The organism is Steroidobacter denitrificans, from assembly GCF_001579945.1.
GTDB classification, from domain to species: Bacteria; Pseudomonadota; Gammaproteobacteria; order Steroidobacterales; family Steroidobacteraceae; genus Steroidobacter; species Steroidobacter denitrificans.
Genome location: NZ_CP011971.1, coordinates 2,595,648 through 2,615,913, shown reverse-complemented (window position 1 = coordinate 2,615,913; position 20,266 = coordinate 2,595,648). Strand labels below are relative to the sequence as shown.

The following is a 20,266-nucleotide window of genomic DNA, read 5'->3' as shown; positions in this document are numbered from 1 at the left end:
GCTCCCTTAGCTGCTCGGCAGGCGTAGATGCTGCTTTGCAATCATATTTCTGGCCACGTCCAGTCCTGCCGCGGCGACTTTCATGTGGCCGCTCTCCAGATAGCAGGACGGTATTTCGCCGCTCATGGGTGCGTCTTCATCCAGCACATAGCCGTCCGGGCCCATCAAATCCAGCGTCGTATCGATCAGTTCGGCATAGGCGATGGCCGCCATGGCTTTATTCATCATGGCTTCCGCACCCGGTATTGCAGCGGGATTTGCCGTATAACGGGCGATGCAGCGAATTTCGAGGAGTCGCGCCATTTCGATCAGAACGTCTACTCTGGCTAGCTTGTGCCGTGCGACAGGATCATCGAGAAGACTTTTACCGTCGACCTTTGCGGTGCGTGCCCACTCTGTCAGCATCCGATAGCGGCCCACCGCCGGAAAGGAAGCAGCCATCAGGAATCGTTCCAGGTTGAGCGCATTCGCGATTTCCTTCCAACCCTGATTCAATTCACCCACCAGGCGCGCGCGCGGCACCCGTACGTTATCGAAGCGTACGGTATTGGTGCGATGCCCCTTGAACACCATGCGAATGGGCTCGATGGTGACACCGGGAGAGTCCGTATCTACGATGAACAGACTGATTCCCTCCTGCTTGCGGCCGCTGGAATCGGTGCGTACCGCCAGCCAGAAATAGTCGGCGAAGTGAGCTGAAGTGATCCAGCGCTTTTCACCATTGATGATGAAATCCTCGCCATCCGCCACTGCGCTGCAACGCAGATTCGCCAGATCGGAACCGGCACCTGGCTCGCTGTAGGCCAGCGCCCACTGGATTTCGTTGCACAGCGTACGCCCGATGAATTCGCGCTTGAGTTCTTCGCTCCCGTAGAGCATCAGGGCGCCGCAGATCTGCCCGAGGCTTTTACCGACGATTGGGCAGTTGGCCAGCATCAGTTCCATGTTGAGGATGAATTTCGCCATCGGATTGGCAATGCCGTCACCCCCGTATTCGCTGGGAAAGCCGAATTTCAGCCAACCTTTCTCGACCAGTTTGTCGATGAAGGCATTTCGCTCAGGAGTATCGACCAACCCTGCGTAGCTAAGGCTCCAGCGTACCTCGGGCGTGATGTTGGCCCGGATGAACTCCCTGACCTGTTCCTGATACTTCTGTTCCTGTGGACTCAGATCAAAATCCATGAGTTGGTCCTCTTGACTCTCGACGTGTAGTTCCTCGCGCCGCGCAGATCCGCTCTCGCGGCCACGGTAAAGGCCCGGGCGCTATTCACCGGGTGCACATTCGCCGCGCATGCTCATGGCAAACCACAGAGGACTCGGACGCGCCATTGCAATCGGCCGCAGCCGCTCCGGCGGTGCCGTTTCCGCGTTCCAGGCCAATCCTTGGGCTCAATCGCAGGCACATGATGCTAAAAACTTATAATTGAACGACGTTCACTTTACGCCGAGCGGATGAATTGTCAAGACATCGGCCGGTCGAACGACGCCGCCGCGTCGCGGCTGTTCGCAGCGGCGGATATCGCATATGGAGCGCAGCCGGCTTGTTATCGGCTTTTGTGACGCGGTATTTCCTGCACTTGTGTGCGGCGCGTCATGTTGTTCGTCCGGTACCTACCTATGTGTGGCGCCCTGTCTTCTTGACATTGTCCGGTGCTTGCACATAGTTTTACGAATGCCGTTCAGAATTATGTGTGACGGTGAATATGCCGTTATGCCCGCAGATGCGGAGCAAGAGGAGCGATGATGCAAGAGAATTCCACCAGCCCACTCGCCGGCCTGCGGGTGCTCGATGTAGGCGTCATGCTGGCGGGGCCTTACGCTGCCACGCTGCTGGGCGACATGGGTGCCGAAGTCATCAAGATCGAGTCTCATCATGGTGACGAAGGCCGTCATTTCGGTATGCAGCGAGGCGGCGAGTCCGGTCCGTACCTCTCCGTCAATCGCAGCAAGCGAGGTATCGTGCTGGATCTACGCAGACCGCAGGCGCAGGAGGTTTTCGGTCGCCTGGCTGCGACGGCCGACATTCTCATCACAAATGTACGCGAGCCGGGGTTGACCCGCTTTGGTATCAATTACGAGCAGGTCAGAGCGCACAAACCCGACATCATCTGGGTCGGCGTCACCGCGTTCGGCGCGGATGGTCCGTATGCCGGGCGGCCCGGCGTGGATTTCCTGGCGCAGGGTTACGCCGGCGCCATTCGCTTCAACGGCGAGCCTTCGGGGGGGCCGGTGCGAATGGGCGTTACCGTCGTGGACGTAATGACTTCGCTCCTGGCGGCCAACGCGGCACTTGCGGCCCTGCATGTGCGCAATACCACCGGTCAGGGTCAATGCGTCAACGTATCGCTGCTCGACGCCATGATGCATGCCCAGGCGGGTTTCGTCGGCTCGTTCCTCGGCACCGGCGAGCGGATGCCTCGCACCGGCAACCGCAGCAATGTCTTCGCACCGTCCGGAATATACCCGACACGCGATGGCAAGGAGGTGATCATCACCTCGCCGAGCCAGAAGTTCTTTCCCAAGATCTGCAGGGCGCTGGAGGCCGATTGGGACAAAGATCCACGTTTTCTCGATGTTGCGCTGCGACGCGCCAACCATGACGAGTTGGACCGGCTCATGAGCGAGCGCACCCGTCAGATCGACCGTGACGAATTGATCGATAGGCTGGTCGCCGCCGATGTCTTGACGGCGCCGGTCAACGATTTGGACGATATAGTCAAGGATCCGCAGATACTGCATAACAATATGATCGTTTCCCTGCCGCATCCGGAGCTCGGTCATGTCGAGGTCACGGGCGTTCCGATTCACTTCTCGGGCACCCCAGCCTTGGTGAAGAGACACCCGCCCATGCAAGGCGAGCATACACGCGAGGTGTTGACCGAGGCCGGCTACAGCACGGCGGAGGTCGATGCCATGATTGCCGAAGGGTTTGCTGCCGATCGCTCCGAGATACTGCGCCTCAAGGCAGCACGAGGTATGCAACAGGAGTCCAAGACATAGTCGATCCTGGACTATTCCCGGATCCTGGCCCGCGGTACCGCCGGCATCGATACGACAGGTGTACAGCGGGTAGCCCGCCTTGACGCGTCATTCCATAGCCGTTCATGATGTAGTATGTTGTTCATGAAGATGTACGCATGGCGTGAATGATTCGAAATCCGAACGGAACTGCATCCGGATGCGACATAGGGGTTAGAGGCAGATGCAGATACTGATATCGATGTTGCGGGATCCTACGCCGGCCATTCGGCTCCGGCCGTGCGAATCACGTTGTTCGAATGCGGAGCGATGCCATGAGCGAAGAAGATGACCGCATGAGCGATGATGATCGCATGATCGAAGAGGCCGCCGCCGCGTATTGCGCGCGTGATCCTGAATACAAACGAGTGCGCGGCCTGCGGGGTGCCACGCCGAGCTTCGATCGGCAGGCCTGGAACGAAATGGCCTCGATGGGCTGGGTCGGCTGCCGGATAGCGTCGACTTGCGGCGGCAGCCAACTCAACTTCCGTCAGCTCGCACTCATCCTGGAACAGTACGGACGATCGCTTGCACCGGAGCCGCTGGTCGCGGTCGGCGTGCTGGCCGCCGGCGTTTTGGCGCACAGCCTCAATGATGCGAATAAGCAATGGCTGCAGCGTCTGGCCGCGGGCACCTGGCTGCCGACGCTGGCTTGGCAGGAGCTGGGCGCCGAGCCGCATTCCGTCGAGCCGATCGCGACGCGCGTCGAGGCGCGCAACGGCGGCTATGTTCTTCATGGCCGCAAGCGTTTCGTGCCGATCGCGGAATCGGCTGATGCCTTCCTTGTCTCCGCACGCGGCATCGATGGCTGTGGACTGTATCTGGTGGACCGCGAGGCTGCGGGAGTGACCGTCACGCCGCACTTACGAGTCGATGGTGGTACGTGGAGCGATGTTGCGTTACAGGATGTTCCGCTCGGAACCGAGGCGCTTATCGCGAACGGTCCGCAGGCCCTGGAGTCGCTGGAATTAGCGCTGGACGAGGCTCGCCTCGCTGCCGGCGCGGAACTCGTCGGGCTGATGTCCGGTGTCTTCGACATGACGGTCGAATACATGAAGGTTCGGCGCCAGTTCGACCGGCCCATCGGCAGCTTTCAGGCGCTGCAGCACCGCGCCGTCGATCTGTATATGCAGGTCGAAGTATCCCGTGCCGTACTGCACCAGACCACGGCGGTATTCGATGCTTCCACCGATCCCCGGCGGCGCGCGCTTGCGGCAAGCCAGCTCAAGGCACGCGCCTCGGACGCCGCGCTGCAGGTAGCGAAGGGTGCAGTGCATATCTACGGTGGAATGGGCTACACCGATGAATGCAACGTCGGCTTGTTTCTCAAGCGCGCCATGGTGTTGGCGGCGTGGCTCGGGAACGCCACCGTACATCGCCGGCGTTACGGCAGACTGGTGGATGCCGATCCGAACGCACAAGAGGCGGATGCCGACGAGGTGCGGACACCATTACAGCAGGAGGCTCGTGCCTTTGCCGAGTCTCACTTTCCGCCCGAGTGGCGCTTTCCACCCTATCGCATCAACCTGGTGAAAGCGAGGCCGTGGCTACGCAAGCTCTATCAGAAGGGCTGGGGAGCGCCCAACTGGCCGACCGAATACGGTGGCATGGGGCTTTCGGCCCACGATCAAGTAAGGCTGCAGGAAGAGTTTGATCGCTACGGGATTTTTCTGACACCGAATGCGGCGCTGAACATGCTCGGACCGCTGCTGATCCGCTACGGCACGGATAGTCAGCGCAAGAAGTATCTGCCCAAGATCCTCTCCGGCGAGATGCTGTGGGCTCAGGGCTATTCGGAGCCCGGCGCCGGGTCGGACGTGGCCGCAGCGCGGACTACTGCGGTGCTCGAGGGCAACGAATTCGTGGTCAACGGGCAAAAGATCTGGACCAGCGACGCCGATCACTACGAGGGAACTTTCATATTGGTCCGGACCGATCCGCATGCAAAAAAGCATGAAGGTCTGAGCATTCTTCTCGTGGATCTGCAGACGCCCGGCATCACCGTGCGGCCGATCGTCAATCTCTGCGGCGAGACCAGCTTCTGCGAGATGTTCTTCGACAATGTGCGCGTGCCCAAGGAGAACCTGGTCGGCGAAATGAATCGTGCCTGGCCGATGGCAAAGTCGGTTCTCGGCACGGAGCGGATCATGATCGGCCACCCCAAGCTTGCCCGATATCCGCTCGAGCTCCTGGGCAGGCTTCTGCGCTCGCGCGGCCTGTGGAATGAACCGGTGGCACGTACCCGCTTCGAGAAACTGCGGCTCGATGTCCTCGATCTGGGTGCGGCCTTCGTGCGCGTGGTCAACGTGCTGGAAGGCGGCGGAGAGGTCGGACCCGAGGTTTCCATCCTCAAGATCTGGATCAGCGAGACCTTCCAGCGGATCGCAGACATGATGCTCGATATCGGCGGCGAGAGTGCCGTCCTCGATGAACAGGAGCCGTTGGCCGACGGTACTTCGATTCATGTCGCGAAACAATATTTCCTGGCGCGCCCCGCGGCGATTTATGCAGGCACCAACGATATCCAGCGCAATATCGTCGCCAAGGCGGTGCTGGGCTTGCCCCAATGAACACGCACGGCGAAGCGAAGCCGCGGCTCCATGATCGACTGCTGCCGGTCGATGAGAGCTGCAAGGTCGAAAGCCGTGCCGACGGATCCTTTCTAATACGCCGCAACATTCCACTGGAAGCCTATCCGCATCGCTGTACCGAACTGCTCCTGCGCTGGGCGCGCGAGGTACCGGACCGCGTATTCATCGCGCAGCGGCCGCGGGAAGTGATCCGTGAGCATGCCTGGGAGGAGTGGACCTACGGCATGACGCTGGCGGCCGTGCGCTCGCTCGGTCAAGCATTGCTTGATCGGAGATTGTCGGTCGAACGTCCGGTGATGATCCTTTCGGAGAACCAGATCGAGAATCAGCTGCTTGCGCTCGCTTGCTCACATGTCGGAGTGCCCTATATCCCGGTCGCGCCCGCCTATTCACTACAGGCGAAGGATCATGATCAGCTGAAGTGGCTCGCGGCACTGTGCCGGCCAGGCCTGGTGTATGCGTCCAGCAGCGTCGCCTATCGTCGCGCAGTCAAGGCAGCATTTCCCCAGGTTGAGTGGGTAACTGGACAATGCGACGGTGACGATGCAACACCCCTGGACGCGCTGTTGCGCACGGAGCCGACAGCGGCTGTCGAGCGCGCCTATGAAGCCATCAGCCCGAATCAGCCGGTCAAGGTGCTTTTCACCTCGGGCACGACCGGGAGGCCCAAGGGCGTGATCTTCACGCACGAGATGATCTGCTGCAACCGGCAGCAGCTCATTCAGACACTTCCCGCGATCTATGCCCAACCGCCCGTGCTGGTGGACTGGCTGCCCTGGCATCACACCTTCGGCGGCACATTCTGCGTGGGTATTGCATTGACGGGCGGTGGCTCCTTCTACATCGATCCGGGCCAGCCGGTGCCCGGTCGAATCGACGGAACGCTTCAGGCGCTGCGCGAGATTGCACCGACATTCTATGGCAGCACGCCGGGCGGGATGGCGGCGCTGTTGCCCCATCTGTCGAGCGACGAACCGCTGCGGAAGAATTTCTTCAGCCGGCTGAGGGTGATGAACTACGGCGGCGCACTTTGTCCTCCTCACGTGCGCCGCGGCTTCGACGAAGTCACACATCAGGCTGGCGGCGAGGTGTCGTATATCTCCATCGGCGGGTCGACCGAGTGCGGACCGTGTGCGCTGGTCACCATGCGCGATCCTGGCTGCGAGCCGATCATGGGCGTGCCCGTGCCTGGCATGGAGGTGAAGCTTGCGCCGGTCGATGACAAGCTGGAGCTGCGCTTCAAGGGGCCGAGCGTGACGCCGGGATACTGGCGGCAGCCGGAACTCAACGAGCGTGCCTTCGACGAAGAGGGTTTTTTTCGACTGGGAGACGCCGCGAGCTTCGTCGATCTGCCCGGTGGCGATTTACGGCTGCGCCTCGAAGGTCGGTTGGCGGAGAATTTCAAACTCATCACCGGCACCTGGGTCAATACCGAAACCCTGCGCCTGAAAGCGCTCGCGGCCTTTGCGGCATTGGCTCGCGATGTCGTCATCGTCGGCGAGGGGCAAAGCGAGGTTGGCGCGCTCGTGTTTCCGAACCTGGATGTCTGCCGCACACTCGATCCGTCCCTGCCGGATGGAGCTGACCCGGACCGCATCGTAGCCAGCGTAGCTGTGCGCGGGACTTTCGAGCAGCGTCTTGGAGCATTGAACGCGGATCAGGGCAGTGCCGGCCGTATCGTGCGGCTGATGTTGGAGCCGGAGCCGCCCACGATCGATAGCGGAGAATTGACAGCCAAGCAGTCGGTCAGTCCGCTTGCTGTATTGCGCCGGCGCGCCGCCGCGGTCGAAGCGCTGTTCCAGGAGCCCGTCGTGCCGCGTGTGATCCGGTGGAAGGGTTCCAATGGCAGCTGAGTTGCGAAGTCCGCGGCAGTCAGCGAAATGCGGTGCGGGTGCGAGCCTGGAGGAAAATGTCCATGGAGTTCGGTTGGCCTGAAGAGGCACTGGCTTTTCGCAATGAGATTTCCGTCTTCCTCGATAGGGAGCTGCCTCCCTGGTGGGACATCGGGGTGAATACGCTCACGGCGGCAGCAGGGACGCCGCACCACGAATTTTGCCGAGAGTTCTGCGCCAAACTTGCCAAACACGGCTATCTGACTCCCCATTGGCCGACGGAGCATGGTGGCAGGAACGCTGGAGCCTGGGAGTTATTCGCACTGAGTGAAGTGCTGTCCGCGTACGGCGACCCACGCGGTCAACAATATATGAACGTCAACTGGATCGGTCCGGCGATCATGCGTTATGGCACACCTGAGCAGAAGACCCATTTTCTTGGGGGGATGTCCCGCGGCGAGATACAGTTCTGCCAGGGATTCTCCGAGCCGGATGCAGGCTCTGATCTTGCCGCTCTCAGAACCTCGGCCAGCCGCGACGGCGAGGATTATCTCATCAACGGTCAGAAGGTGTGGACGAGCTATGCCCTGACGGCTGATTTCTGTTTCCTGGTCGTGCGTACCGATCCGGCATCACGCGGACCGGCAGGCTTGAGTGTGCTGCTTGTTCCCATGAATCTGCCTGGCCTCACCGTCAGGCCGATTCCAAACCTGATGGATCATGGGTTTTGCGAACTGTTTTTCGATGATCTTCGGGTGCCTGTCTCATCGCGGCTGGGGCCGCAGGGAGAAGGCTGGAAGGTCGCCATGGATGCGCTCGCTTTCGAGCGCATCGGCATGGCTCGCTTCGCGCGGGCCCTGCGGCTCCTGGACGAACTCATCGCGCGTCTGCATGGATCAGGCGAGTTATCGACGCCCGCAGTAGCGGAGAAGGTAGGCCGCGCCATCGCTGCGTGCCATGCAGCTCGGGCGATCGCCTATCGCGTCATCGATGCGCGCGCCCGGTCCCTGCCTCCGGGACCGGAGGCGAACCTGGCCCGCCTGGCATCGAACTGGGCGGAACAGTTCGCGGTGGATGTGATTTTCGAACTTTCACCCGATGCGCTGCAGGCCGGTTCTCTTGCAGATGAGGCGCTCAAAAGTGCCTTGCCCTCCGGACATGCGACGGGTTCCATCGAGGTCAACCTCGGCATCATTGCGAAACGGGCGCTCGGCCTAACAGGGGGCGCGTGATGGATACGACCCTGAATGAAACGCAGCAAGCCGTTCTCGATTCCGTTCGGACCTTGCTGGCGAGGCATCGCGGAACCGATACCCGTACCCTGAAACTCGATCCGCAGTACGACCTGCAACTCGAACACGAACTCGCGGATGCGGGTTTCCTGGATATCGCCGCCGCGGGCGGCTCGTATCTTGATGCGGTGCTGCTGACGGAGCTGGTGACCCGGGAGATTTCGGTCCTTCCCATCGGCTGGCGAACGGTGCTTTGGCCTTCGCTGGGCAGCGATATCTGGCCGCTCGTTCCTTGCAGGGTAGGTATCGAGGAACTCACGCGATTTGCCGACAGCGCGCGGGGGATCGTGACCATCGACGAGGAGCGCAACGTCGTTGCGGTGGTCGATATTGCAGATTGCGAGGTGCGCGGCGCCGGTGCCGCCTGGGGCTATCCGGTCGGCCGCATCCGTGTACGCGCCAAGGGGCGGCCTTTGGCGATCTCGGCAGCGGACTGTCTGGCCTTGTGGCGAATCGGTCTTGCAGCGGAAATCGTAGGGGCAGCGGGGGCCGCATTCGATCATACGATCCAGTACATCAAGGATCGCAAGCAATTCGGACGGCCGATCGCAGCCAATCAGGCCATTCGGCACCGCGCGGCACGAGTCGCAGTGGAAGTCGAGAAAGCACGCTGCCTGACTTATGAGGCCGCCTGGCGGGCACCGGATCCCGAGATGGCCGCCGCCGCAGCCACGGTGGCGGCGACCATGGCGGAACTCGTCTTCCAGGAGGCCCACCAGATGCACGGCGCGATCGGTTACACCCGCGAGTTTCCGTTGCATCGATGGACTATGCGCCTGCGCGCACTGTGTAAAGAAATAGGTGGAGCAGCTGCCCATGGCATGGCCGTCACCCGTGCGCACACTGCCGGACGGGGTTGATGCAGACTGATCATATGCAACCGGGAGCGAGCCGATGAGCAAGCAACAGTTCGAGCATCTCTTCTCGCCGCTACAGGTCGGGCCGATGCGCGTGCCCAATCGAATCGTCGAGACGACCAACTCAATCTGGGCATCCCGTTCCGGCGGATTGCTGGATGACGCCTTCATCGCCCACCACGTGGGCAAGGCGCGCGGCGGCACCGGCTGGATCGGCGGCGAGACCTGGCTTCTGAACTCACCGCTGCCGCCGGAGGCGCCGGATGAGCTTTTATTGCGGCGCGTGTCGTTCACGACTCGCGAGGCACTTTACCAGGCTCCGGCCTTCCTGGAAGGCGCGACGCGCTACGTCGAGGAAGTGCATAAGGCAGGAGCGGTCGCGGTATTCCAATTTTCGCTGTTCAGTTGTGCGCTGGCGCCTTCCTCCGTACCGGTGAGCGAAGCCAATGACTTCGTGCCGCACGCCATGACCGAGGGGGAAATAGACGCCTATATCGACATCTATGCCGACGCCGCAGCCGTAGCCAAGGCAACCGGGGCAGATGGAGTGGAGATTCATTGCTCGCACGACAGTCTGCCGCAGAGCTTCATGTCCCCCGCACTCAATCTTCGCACGGATCGCTGGGGGGGCGGCCCGGCCGAGCGCGTCCGCTTCATCATCGAGATCCTGGAGCGTGTCCGCAAGCGTATCGGCACCGGTCTCGCACTGGGCGTGCGGCTCAACGGCCAGGAATTCCGCCAGGGCGGGTACGATCATCTCGAGATGCGCGAGATGACCTACACGATCGCGGAGACGGGTCTGCTGAACTACGTCAATCTCGATGTCGGCCACTCCTGGGGCCCGCACTCCTATGTGCCCCCCTCGTTTTACGGTCCAGCCGAGTACCGCGAGGTAGGCAGGGCGGCAAGGGCGGACCTGGATTCGAGCATCAAGGTCATTTTCGCGGGTCGGATCAACGATCCTGTGGTCGCAGAGGAGTTGCTGAAAGGCAATTATTGCGACCTGGTCGGGATGGCGCGAGCCGGCATCGCCGATCCCGAGTTCGCCAACAAGGCCCGCGAAGGACGGTTGATGGAGATTCGCCGCTGCATCGGCTGCAACCGGTGTATCCAGGAGGCGAACGACAGCGATCTGCCGGACAGCCTCGTCAAGCCCACCTGTTCGGTCAATCCGGTGGTCGGCAACGAGCTGGAATGGCGGGAAAAATTTCGTCCGGCGGACAAGCCGAAGCGCCTGCTGGTGGTCGGCGGCGGGGTCGCAGGAGCCGAGGCGGCGCGCATCGCCGCGATGCGAGGCCATAGAGTAACGGTGCTCGAGCAGGGCAAGCGCCTTGGCGGACAACTTCTCATTGCCGCCAAGGCTCCGGGACGCGACTCCTTTGAGGACCAGGTCTATTTCGAAGAAAACGCTCTCGACCGCCTTGGCGTGGAGGTGCGGCTGGAGACGCGCGCGGATCGCGAGACCATCAGGGTCTTGGCGCCCGAAGCGCTGGTCATCGCCACGGGAGCACTACCGCGGCTGCCCGAGGGTATTCCCGGCATTCACTTGGAGCATGTCGTACAGGGTTGGGATGTGCTGCTCGGCAAGGCCGATACCGGGGAGCGCATCGCCCTTGTGTCACAGGAGGATGGGTTCGAAACGCTCAACGTCGCAGAGTACCTGGCCGAGCGTGGCAAGCAGGTGACGATTTTTCACAAATCTCCCTCGGTAGGCCTGGCGACGGGCAGGTATTCGATGGGCGCCGTTCTGAGCCGTCTGGAACATCGCGAGATCATGGTCCACTCCAATCGTCGCCTCGCCGAGGTGCGGTCCGGGGAACTGGTCTTCGTTTCGTCCTTCGGCGGTAAAATCTATCGGATCGAAGGATTCGATACGGTGGTGCTGGTTTATGGCGCGGTGCCGAATGGTAGGCTCTACGAAGAGCTGCGAGCCGAGGAGCCGAATATTTGTCCGCTGTACATTGCAGGCGCCGCCTGGACGCCGCGGCGTATTGCGGAGGCGACTCAGCACGGCGCCCGCATCGGACTGACGATTTGAGCAAGTCGACTTTTATCGGGTCCGCTGTCGATAGTGGATCCTTTCGCATCGATGGTCATTGGCCTTCAGGCCGGGGAGAGCGTGTGCCATGAGCTACGAAAAGCCATTGAATGAACTCGTCAAGCCGGATTGGATGTCCGAGGCGGATTGGAAGGTGATGCTGGAGAATGTGGCGTCTGCCGAGCGCATGCGGCAGGACTCGAAGGCTCATGTTAAACTTTATCGGGCAACGGGCGGCAAGGAAGGCTACGAGCTGGGCGGCGCACCGGTCCTGTTGCTGACTACGGTGGGACGCAAGTCCGGGAAGCAGGTGACCACCGCCTTGAACTTCGTCAAGCACGGTGATGGTTACCTGCTGGTGGGCTCGCTGGGCGGCACCGCTGAAGATCCTCATTGGGCGAAGAACCTGAAAAAGACGCCTGAGGCGTGGGTGCAGATCAAAGATCAAAAATGGGAAGCGGACGTGCGCCAGTTGACGCCTGAGGAAGGAGCCGAGTTGTGGCCATCCCTCATCAAGGCCATGCCGCTATGGGGAGTGTTCGTGCATAGAACGGACAGGCCGTTCCCGATCTTTCTTCTCACGCCGAAACAGGACGCCCGATGAAATTTGCAGGCTCGAAACGGCCGATATCCGCCCCACGGTAGAGTCGCTTGCGATCGCTCGGCCTGGAAGGCGGTGGCATATACTGAAGCTTGTGCGAAGCCGAAGGGCCGCGACAGCGCCGCCGGGTTTGTGGTTGGCTTCTTTACAGTGGATCTAGTGGGGTTGCGTCGTGGCAAGAAACAGCGTGGTCAAGAGCAAGAAGACGTCGAGCCGCCCGCGTCAGGCGGCAGCCGGACCGCGTTCTCTTACCCGGCTTCTGGGGCTCTTCGAGGTGTTGGCGAAGAGTTCGAAGGGGTTGACGCTTGCCGAACTCAACGCGCTTCTCAAGTCTCCAAAAAGCAGTTTGCTCAATCTGCTGCGGCCTCTCGTCACCGAGGGCTATCTGACTTACGAGGACGGCCGTTACTGGTTGGGGACGTCCATCTTCCGGCTCTCGGCGAGCATCATGTCCGTCTGGAATTTCTCGAGTACGCTCCGGCCTTATCTCGAGGAATTGGCTGAACGGTCCGGAGAGTCGGTATATATCGGTGTGCTCGATCCCGTCCGCAATACGGTTACCTTTGTCGATGCCATCGACAGCCAGCATCCAGTCAGATTCTCGGTTCCCATAGGCAGCATGGCTCCGCTCTATTGCACGGCAGCAGGCCGTACCCTGCTTGCATTTTCGAGCGAGAAGTATCAGGCGGAATATCTGCGCACGGTCAAATTCGAGGCCAGAGCCCCCGGAATGATGAGTACACAGAAGGCTCTGCGTGCGGCGATCGCCGAGGTTCATGAATCCGGTATCGCCATGAGCATCAATGAATCCTACCCAGGATCGGCGGCGATTGCGGCCCCGATCCTGGGGGCTGACGGTAAGGTCATGGCTGCAATCGTGATCGGCGGGCCGGTGGAACGTCTGCCGCCGAAGTTTCCGGAGTTGGCGCCGATCATCAGGGATGTCGCCGGCCGTGCATCGGGGCTCAATGCCCGGGCAAGATCGGCGGCAGTGACATCCGTGAAAAAAGTGGGATAGATCGGTAGTTTCTGTACGGTTGCCGTAGCATCGGTTTCGGTGGATGTATCAATGCTCATCGCAGCGTAATTCTGCCGAAAGATCTGCTTGATCCGATGATCGAACCGCTTTGATCAAAGCGCCCATAGAGGTGCTCCGATGCTGTTTGCGTCCAGCGTCGAAAATTCTCGTGAGCTTTCGTTCCAGAGCCGAAGATGCGCGGGATGCGCCACGATCCGCACCGCGCCATATCTATCTACAACACTAGTTCTTTGCATGCCGGCGATAGTGGTAGGCAATGATTTATTTCGATCGTTGCTGCGCTGCCGCAGATACAAGCGGCTTCGATGAATCCGTTGACATCGCCCCCGGCATCACGCAAGATGTTCGTAAGTTGGAACGTCGTTCATAATTATAACTATGGTGAAGCGAAGGCTTCTACGCCGCATGATTGGACGCGAAATCTGATATGAGTTTCGCGCGGTCATGTCCCGTCGTGCCTTTCCTCCGGCAGGCATTCGATCCTGTGCCAACCGGTGTGAGAGTTCCGCCGGGTTGCAGCATGGAGTCGTCCATCGTGATGTCTTGAATGTAATACGGAGGATGTCTGCAATGTCTATCGATTCAGCAAAGCGGAGTCGTCATTGGCTGCTGTCAGTGGGCGGTCCTTCCTCGGCGCTCATTACGATGGTGCTTGGTGTGCCGTCCGGCGCCTCGGCACAGGAATCTGGTGCCAGCATCGTTGACAGCAGGGCAGGCGTGGAGGAAGTCATCGTCACCGCACGCCGGCGCAGCGAAGATCTGGCACGTGTTCCGGGCACCATCGCCGTCTTTGGCCAGGATCAACTTATCGAGCGTGCTATTCGCAGCGATTCCGATCTGCAACTGGTGGCTCCCGGACTTACCATTCGCCAGACCCAGGGCAACAATTCGCTTACCTACTCGATTCGTGGACAAAGCGCCGACACGTTCAGCGGTTCGCCGTCGGCGGTCATCGCCTATATGAATGAGGTGCCGTTGACTATCGGCAGCGCATCATCATTCTATGATCTGGAATCGATTCAAGTCCTGAAAGGGCCGCAGGGCACCTTGTTTGGCAGGAATACGACGGGCGGTGCCGTGCTGTATACCTCGGCAAAACCGACCAACGAGTTTGCAGCGCGTTTCCGGGGACGGGTCGGAAATCTGGATCTGCGTGAAATCGAAGGTATGGTCAATATCCCTATCGTCGACAACACCGTCCTGCTGCGTGCCGCCTTCAGTATCGTCGACCGCGATGGTTATATTCATAACCGCGCGAACAATAGCTACCTGGGAGAACTCAGCCGTACCAGCGGCCGAGTCTCCCTCACCATCAAGCCCAGCGAGACCGTGACCAATGACACGGTCTTCCAGTATGCCGATATCGGCGGCACCAATACCGGTGCATCCTATACCTACAGCGCCTACCCCTGCGGCGCGACCAATCATGGTTTCGTTCTCACTTGCTCCAGCGGCCTGTTGTTCAGCCCGGCACTGGACGATGTGGTGGCTACCCCAGGAGCATGGGCGAACTATCTCGCCGCCCATCCGGATGCCTACGCCCCCGGCCTCCTGGCGTATATCGAGGAGCAAAGGCGAAACGGCGCCTATTCCACGTACTATCCTCTCGGCGCCAAGCAGGACGGTAAGGACTGGCTGTTGTCCAATACGACCAGTTTCGATGTGAACGATAACCTTCAGATCAGAAATATTTTCGGCGCATCTCGTTCGGAATCGGATTCCGACAGGCCGCAGATCGGCGCGCCGTTCATCACCATCCTGACGGCGAATCTGGACACCGGCGAAGTCGGCAACGAAAGTCTGATCAAGTCGATTTCCGAGGAATTGCAGCTCCAGGGCAGGACGGATAGCGGCAGCCTGGACTATATCGTTGGTTTCTATTTCCAGCGCGAGGAAGGCGATACGATCTGGCCACAGACCTATTTCGACTTGAGTCCGGTCCTGCTGCCGAGTTCCGTCACGAATGCCTTCCGTATCGAGAACAAGACCAGCGCCCTCTATGCGCAAGGTACCTGGGATGTTTCATCCTGGATCGATAATCTGCGCCTCACCGCAGGCATTCGCTACACCTGGGAGAAGGTGCGTATCAAGCAGCTGCCCCGCGCGACATATACCTACGGCATGCCCGACCAGCATAATTCGTTCAGCGATCCGAGTTGGGAGCTTGGCCTCGAATATCAGGCTACACCAAGCTTGTTCGCATATATCAAGACCCGAGGCAGCTTCCGCAGTGGCGGCTTCAATGGCTCTGCGCCGCCGGTCGACGCGCCTGCCGAACAAGGCGGTAATATCTTCAAGTCCGAGCAGACTCAGGATATCGAGGCGGGCTTGAAGTCACGTGGCAGCCTGTTCGGGCGCCCTGCAAACCTCAGCCTGGCTGTCTATCATCAGTGGATCCAGGATGTACAGCGCGTCGAGTTTCCGGATCCGGACGGTCCGGGCGGGCTGGCATCGATCGCGGTGACGGCGAATGTTCCGTCCGCCAAGGTCTATGGGCTCGAGCTCGAAGCGTCGATCATGCCGACCGATTGGCTGCAACTCGGTCTTACGGGTGCATACACCCACGCCAGCTTCAGTGACGGCAATGTCGAGCTGTTCGGGACGGCCTACAAGTACGGGCCGGTGGGCGATACACCGGAGGTTTCGGGTACCTTCTTCGCACAGGTCCATTTTCCGACGAGCGAAAATACAGGCGATATCAGCTTGAGGGGCGAAGTCTATGCGCAGACCAGCCAATATTTTTCGAACGCGGCGGATTCCGTGGCGCTGGATACCGAATTGCCGGGCTATGGGGTTGTCAGTGGACGTCTTCAGTGGGCAAATATCATGGGTACCCGATTGTCCGCGGCGCTGTTCGGGAAGAATCTGCTGGACAAGACCTATTTCGTGGGCGGCATGACCCTGGCATCGGCGCTCGGCCACAATGCCGCGGCCGTCGGCGAGCCGCGTACCTACGGCCTGGAGTTGGCATACGAGTTCTAGCACGGACGTACAGATCAGGCGCGGGAATGGGATATTCCGGTGTATGCGAAAGGCTTGAAACGAGGGAAATACGCCGCGGCGGAATCCAGCCGTGGCGTATTGTTACTCGGGCCTGATCCGTAGACGAAGCGGGAGGTCTACATGCTCGATACGATGTTGATGTTCGATATGCGCGCTCCCTCCTTCGGAGCGGCGCCGCGGGATCTTTATGCCGCAGCACCCGAGATGGCGGCCTATGCCGACGAACACGGCATCAGCAGGATATCCGTTTGTGAACATCACGGTGCCGAAGATGGCTACATGCCGTGCAATCTTCTTTTTCTCGCCGCCCTTGCAGCGCGGACAAAACGCGCCCGGCTCATGCCGAACGCAGTGATCCTGCCGCTGCACGATCCGGTCAAGATAGCGGAACAAATCGCGGTTATCGATCTTTTGAGCGACGGTCGCCTCGATGTCCTCGTGGGTGGGGGATATGTGCCGTCCGAATTTGCCATGTTCGGTGTGTCCCTTGCGGATCGCGGCCGGCTGCTCGATGAAGGCATGGAAATATTGATCCGAGCGCTTTCCGGAGAACGGTTTGTGATGAACGGACGGCCGATTTTCATTCGTCCGCTGCCGTTGCAGAAGCCGCATCCGCCGCTGCTCGTCGGAGGAGGCATCAAGGCCAGCGCGGTACGTGCCGCACGCTTCGGTGCGGGTTTCTTTCCTTTGAAAACGGAACTTTTTGCAGTCTACGATGCGGAGTGCAGAAAGCTCGGACGAGAGCCTGGGCAGAAGATCGTTCTCAGCAGGGCGTGGTGCATGCATATCGTGGAGGATCCGGACAAGGGTTGGGCGGAGCTCATGCCGCACGCTGCCCACGTCGTGTCATCCTACGCGCGCATGGCTGCAGAGGCGTCGAATTCATCGTCGCCGTTCGAATCTCTTGTGGATGATGATGCGGTGCGGAGATCCGGCATGTTTCACGTGCTCACACCCGATCAGTGCGTTGCCTTCGCAAAAAAATGCGAGGCGAGGGGCTACACGATGACAGTTCAGCCGCTGATCGGTGGCCTGCCTCCCGATGTCGGCTGGAAGAGCCTGGAACTGTTTTGCACCAAGGTTCTGCCGCGCCTGAAATCTAACAGAAATTGAAAGACATGACCGGCGGACATCGACTTCGCCGCGGATGAATGTCTTGTTCTGAATGATTTTCCCGCAATAACTGCAGCCACCTTCCATACGAGGCATCTTGCCGGAAACCCGCGGTCATTGTTCGATGCACAATCTTTCCGGCCGCAGCGCGATGTGCTCGAGAAAATTCTTCATGTCTGCCTCGCTGCCGAATCTAAACTTGCGGTACGCGGCAATGTACCCGCAAATCCGTTGACAATACCCGTGACGCCTTGCATGATATTCATAATCTCGAACGTCGTTCAATAGTAGCGTTCGTTCCGGCAGTCATCGGAGGAGCGAGCATGAGCTGGACCAACTGGAGTGCCGTTACCGGGCACGGGCTGGACAATTTCGTATTCATTGCCTACGAGAAAAAGCACCACCGCGATCTCGGCGGCGGTGTGGCGCGCATCTCGTTCAACCGGCCGGATAAAATGAATGCGATGTCGCCGGATGTCATCGACGAGATGTTTCGCGCCTTCTACGACGCCAATCACGATGCGACGATCGGCGTGATCGTGGTGGCCGGACGCGGCAGGCATTTCGGCGTCGGGGGTGATGTGGAATGGGAGCAGTGGGGACTGCGCAGCGTTTTCTATCACCGCTATCCGCACAATCGTCTCGTACGGATGTCGTCCAAGCCGGTCATTGCCCAGGTCCAGGGTTACTGCATCGGCGGCCATAATCATATGGTCTACTGCTGCGACTTCACCATTGCCGCGGATAATTCGGTCTTCGGTCAGGCTGGACCTCGCGTGTCCTCACCGGCGGATGGAGCCTTCGTTCCCTACTTGAGCAAAGTCGTGGGGGCGAAGAAGGCTCGCGAGATATGGATGCTCTGTCGCAAATACAAGGCGGAGCAGGCGCTGGAAATGGGACTCGTGAACACCGTCGTTCCGCTGGAGCAGCTCGAAGTGGAGGTCGACCGATGGTGTGAGGAACTGCTGGCCGTCAGTCCGGGATGCCTCGAAATACTGAAGGCCGCGTTCGATCAGGAGATGGACGGCTACAAGGAATTCGGCACCATTTCCGCACAGCTGTACCCCGACTTCTTCGATATGCCCGAGGGCCGGGAGGGCGGTGCGGCCTTTCTCGAGAAACGCAAGCCGGAATTCTGGACCATCCGCAAGCGTGAGGCCGAGCTGCGCCGGCAGCTTCGTGAGGAATACGAGGCCCGCCGGCACAAGGACTAGGGCCCTCGTGCCGGCGATTCGTAAAAGTATTCGGGAGGTCGGGTGATCAAGGACAAGGCTGCCATCGTCGGTATTGCAGAGACCGCTTTTGCCAGGCGCCTGGAGGCCAGTGAATGCGAACTGGCATCGATGGCGATTCTCGCGGCGCTCGAGGACGCGGGAATCGCCCCATCCGAAGTGGACGCCTTGTCGTCGTATACGATGGAAAGAACGGAGGAGATCGAAATCGCCGGCAATCTCGGCTTTGGCGATATTCGGTTTTTCTCGCAGGTGGGGTATGGAGGCGGGGCGGGGTGCGGCACGGTATTGCATCTGGCCATGGCAGTGGCGAGCGGGCAGGCGGAGGTGGCCGTAGCCTGGCGTTCCCGCAAGCGAGGCTCCGGGCCGCGGGTATGGGCGACGTCGGCGGAGCGTTTGTACGATGGATACAAGTACACGCGGCCTTATGGTCTGGTGCGTCCGGCCGACGAATTGGCTGTACTGACGCGTCGATATATGCACGAGTTCGGAGCGACGCGCGAGCATCTCGCGAACGTTGCGTTGACATGCCGACGCATGGCGAATAACAATCCACGGGCGGCGATGTACCCCAAACCGCTGACGCGTGAGCAATACATGGCCGCGCGATGGATTGCGGAGCCACTGTGTCTGTACGATAACTGCCTCGAGACCGACGGGGCGCTGGCCTGCGTCATTGTCTCGGCGGAGCGTGCCCGTGATTGCCGACACCGGCCGGTCTATATCCATGCCGGTGCGCAGGGCATATCTGCACCTCATCCCGGGTTCATGAACGACTATTGCGGTACTCCTTTCAGAACACCCTCCTACGCAGCAGCAAAGGCGCTCTGGCGCGGTAGCGATTTCAAGCCCGACGACATCAAAGTCGCTCAGATTTATGACGCCTTCACGACCATGGTGCTGCTGTCCTTCGAGGCATACGGCTTCTGCGGCAGAGGCGAGGGCGCCGCATTCACCGAAAACGGCGCGCTCGATCCGGGTGGAAGGCTTGCACTCAATACGAGCGGCGGCAGCCTGTCCGAAGCCTATGTGCACGGGTTCAATCTCATCAATGAGGGAGTTCGGCAGATGCGTGGCAGTTCGGCGAATCAGGTGCCGGGAGCCGACGTCTGCCTGGTGACGAGTTGTGACGACGTGCCGACCAGCGCACTCATCCTCCGGAACTGAGGAGTCATCATGGCGGGCGACGAAAAGATGATCGCATCCTGGCCGCTGCCCACGACGAATGACCACGATGCGCCGTTCTGGCAGGGTGCCAGACGCGGTGTCGTCGTTATGGAGGCGTGCGGTAGTTGCGGCAAACTGCGTTTCCCGCCGCGCCCCATGTGTCCCTCCTGTCATTCCCGGCAGCAGCAATGGCGCGAGCTTTCCGGCAGAGGTCGAATATGGTCGTTCATTGTTCCGCATCCTCCGCTGTTTCCCGTGTTCAACCCCTTGGCGCCTTATAACGTCATCGTAGTCGAGCTCGAGGAAGAGCCTGCCATCCGGCTTGTGGGAAATCTGGTCAGCGAGCCGGCAGGTCCGATCAACGGTGTGAGCGCCGAGACGATCCGGATCGGCGAACCGGTACAGGCGGTTTTTGTGCCAGTGACCGATGACGTGACGCTGATCCGCTGGATACGGCGGCGCTGAGTACGGGAGGGATTGCGT

Annotated in this window: 14 protein-coding genes; 13 read left to right on the top strand and 1 reads right to left on the bottom strand. The window is 60.3% G+C overall.

Annotated elements, in window-relative coordinates:
- Positions 1-6: 6 nt before the first annotated feature.
- On the bottom strand, positions 7-1,182 hold the full coding sequence (locus ACG33_RS11820; protein WP_066921442.1) for an acyl-CoA dehydrogenase family protein: 1,176 nt from the start codon (positions 1,180-1,182) through the stop codon (positions 7-9).
- Between the two features lie 558 nt (positions 1,183-1,740).
- Here ACG33_RS11820 and ACG33_RS11815 point away from each other — a divergent pair.
- From ACG33_RS11815 to ACG33_RS11755, 13 genes are all read left to right on the top strand, one after another.
- Positions 1,741-3,000: a CaiB/BaiF CoA transferase family protein gene (locus ACG33_RS11815; protein WP_066921440.1), complete on the top strand. Its 1,260-nt coding sequence runs from the start codon at positions 1,741-1,743 to the stop codon at positions 2,998-3,000.
- 293 nt (positions 3,001-3,293) lie between these two features.
- Positions 3,294-5,588, top strand: a complete 2,295-nt coding sequence (locus ACG33_RS11810; protein ID WP_168160082.1) for an acyl-CoA dehydrogenase — start codon at positions 3,294-3,296, stop codon at positions 5,586-5,588.
- Positions 5,585-7,462: an AMP-binding protein gene (locus tag ACG33_RS11805; protein WP_066921437.1), complete on the top strand. Its 1,878-nt coding sequence runs from the start codon at positions 5,585-5,587 to the stop codon at positions 7,460-7,462. Before ACG33_RS11810 ends, ACG33_RS11805 begins: the two co-directional genes overlap by 4 nt.
- Positions 7,463-7,524: 62 nt before the next feature.
- Positions 7,525-8,673, top strand: a complete 1,149-nt coding sequence (locus ACG33_RS11800; protein WP_066921435.1) for an acyl-CoA dehydrogenase family protein — start codon at positions 7,525-7,527, stop codon at positions 8,671-8,673.
- Positions 8,673-9,593, top strand: coding sequence for an acyl-CoA dehydrogenase family protein (locus ACG33_RS11795; RefSeq protein ID WP_157071778.1), 921 nt, complete (start codon positions 8,673-8,675; stop codon positions 9,591-9,593). The genes ACG33_RS11800 and ACG33_RS11795 overlap by 1 nt, the downstream gene beginning before the upstream one ends.
- 34 nt (positions 9,594-9,627) lie before the next feature.
- Positions 9,628-11,628 (top strand): oxidoreductase, encoded by a 2,001-nt coding sequence (locus ACG33_RS11790; protein WP_066921430.1) that lies wholly within the window; start codon positions 9,628-9,630, stop codon positions 11,626-11,628.
- Between the two features lie 88 nt (positions 11,629-11,716).
- The gene (locus ACG33_RS11785; RefSeq protein WP_066921428.1) at positions 11,717-12,232 is read left to right on the top strand and encodes a nitroreductase family deazaflavin-dependent oxidoreductase; all 516 of its coding nucleotides are present in this window, start codon (positions 11,717-11,719) and stop codon (positions 12,230-12,232) included.
- Between the two features lie 169 nt (positions 12,233-12,401).
- Entirely contained in the window at positions 12,402-13,247 is an 846-nt protein-coding gene (locus ACG33_RS11780) for an IclR family transcriptional regulator (protein WP_210399048.1), read from the top strand.
- 591 nt (positions 13,248-13,838) lie between these two features.
- Positions 13,839-16,250 (top strand): TonB-dependent receptor, encoded by a 2,412-nt coding sequence (locus tag ACG33_RS11775; protein ID WP_168160081.1) that lies wholly within the window; start codon positions 13,839-13,841, stop codon positions 16,248-16,250.
- Positions 16,251-16,391: 141 nt separating this feature from the next.
- Positions 16,392-17,384, top strand: coding sequence for an LLM class flavin-dependent oxidoreductase (locus ACG33_RS11770; protein ID WP_066921422.1), 993 nt, complete (start codon positions 16,392-16,394; stop codon positions 17,382-17,384).
- A 323-nt stretch (positions 17,385-17,707) separates the two neighbouring features.
- On the top strand, positions 17,708-18,598 hold the full coding sequence (locus ACG33_RS11765) for an enoyl-CoA hydratase-related protein (RefSeq protein ID WP_066921420.1): 891 nt from the start codon (positions 17,708-17,710) through the stop codon (positions 18,596-18,598).
- Between the two features lie 42 nt (positions 18,599-18,640).
- On the top strand, positions 18,641-19,783 hold the full coding sequence (locus tag ACG33_RS11760; protein WP_066921419.1) for a thiolase C-terminal domain-containing protein: 1,143 nt from the start codon (positions 18,641-18,643) through the stop codon (positions 19,781-19,783).
- Positions 19,784-19,792: 9 nt separating this feature from the next.
- Positions 19,793-20,248, top strand: coding sequence for a Zn-ribbon domain-containing OB-fold protein (locus ACG33_RS11755; RefSeq protein ID WP_066921418.1), 456 nt, complete (start codon positions 19,793-19,795; stop codon positions 20,246-20,248).
- The last annotated feature ends 18 nt before the right edge of the window (positions 20,249-20,266 follow it).